This window comes from Mesorhizobium sp. M0040 (assembly GCF_040323505.1).
GTDB lineage: Bacteria > Pseudomonadota > Alphaproteobacteria > Rhizobiales > Rhizobiaceae > Mesorhizobium.
The window spans coordinates 1-1,297 of the sequence record NZ_JAMYVA010000131.1 but is presented as its reverse complement, the minus strand read 5'-3'; the positions used below and the strand labels follow the sequence as shown (position 1 = coordinate 1,297).

Annotated in this window: 2 protein-coding genes; both read left to right on the top strand. The window is 58.4% G+C overall.

Features of this window, described 5'->3' with window-relative positions; translation table 11 throughout:
* Complete coding sequence (locus NKJ91_RS33590) at window positions 1-345, top strand: DUF4062 domain-containing protein (RefSeq protein WP_352458926.1); 345 nt, start codon at window positions 1-3, stop codon at window positions 343-345.
* Window positions 245-1,219: a DNA ligase-like domain-containing protein gene (locus NKJ91_RS33585; RefSeq protein ID WP_352458927.1), complete on the top strand. Its 975-nt coding sequence runs from the start codon at window positions 245-247 to the stop codon at window positions 1,217-1,219. Before NKJ91_RS33590 ends, NKJ91_RS33585 begins: the two co-directional genes overlap by 101 nt.
* The last annotated feature ends 78 nt before the right edge of the window (window positions 1,220-1,297 follow it).

The window sequence follows — 1,297 nt, the reverse complement described above, 5'->3', positions numbered from 1 at the left end:
ATGCCGATTTGGTGGACGAAAGACGGTCGGTCATCGAGGCCGTTCTTAACCCTCGGGCATATTCCTGTGGGGATGGAGGCATTCCAAGCCAGCGACGACACTCAACGGGATTACATTAAGCGGCGCATCGATGACAGCGACTACTACGTACTCATCGTAGCAGAGCGGTACGGCTCAGAGTTGAAGGGTAAGAGCTACACCCAGATGGAGTACGAGTACGCCGTCGCCCAAGGCGTATCTACCGGTGGCGTTTTTGCTCGAAGGCGGTGCTCGCAAGACGTGGGCCGCGGAAAAGGTCGAGTTCGAGAAAAAGGCCAAACTCGAGAGATTCCGAAAGCTGTATGAAAAGAAGCTCGTCAAATATTGGCGCAACAAGGACGATTTGGCGGGTAAGGTTGCGATGGCTATTAGACGTTATGACCGTGGTCCGAGCGGCGGCCCGCCCTTAGTCTTTGCAGCTGTTAAGCAAACGGGGGTTGCTCGGGAGTGCCGAGCCGAGCCCCAAGCGAAGAAAGGACGAGCCATGGAGCAAGATAACGTTTTTTACGTCGGTGTCGATGTGTCGAAAGCCAAACATGCTGTCGCGATTGCCGAGGGCGGACGCGGTGGAGAGGTCCGGTATTTCGGCGAGGCGTTCCCCGCGCGTCGTCACCGGAACGTCGTAGCCGTGAAGCCGAACCGTGACGGTCCCGTCATCATGAACAAGCGTCACCTCGCCATCATCGTGATCGTGTCGCCTTCGGACAGTTTCGCCATCGGCATCCCCCTCGGAAAGGCCGCCGCTGAACTGGACGTGGAAAGCGCCATCATCGACGGTGAGATCGCCGTATTGAACGAGACTGGCCTGTCTAACTTCGGAGCCTTGCGGAAAGCCATCACCCGACGCCAGCACGAGTTGCTCGGCGTCGAGCGTGAACCCGGAAAGCCGGCTTTCGCCCTAATGGCTGAGCGTGGCACAGGACGCTATGTCGGGAGCGCCTTTATCACCTTGAACCGGGAGATGCGGGAACGCTGGGCGGCGCGATCGCCGGATCCATGCTCGGTGCCGGTGTCGTCAAGCCAAAAAGATCTTGCCTTCTCCTATCGGCGGACGAGGCCCGACTACGGCGGAAGCTCGCGCTGGATCGAGGTGACATGGATGACGACGCCCGAGCCTTGCTCCATCATCATTGGCAACAGGGCAGATCAAGCAGCGTTCATCGGCTTCGCGCGAGGATGATTTGGAACGACGGGAAGACCAAAGACGTTCGTGCATATTGCATCCGCCAGCCACAGGTCTAACGCTTGCTATTCTCAG

Coding starts and splice junctions, on each gene's coding strand:
- NKJ91_RS33590 (WP_352458926.1), top strand. CDS start 1: ATGCCGATTTGGTGGACGAAAGACGGTCGGTCATCGAGGCCGTTCTTA.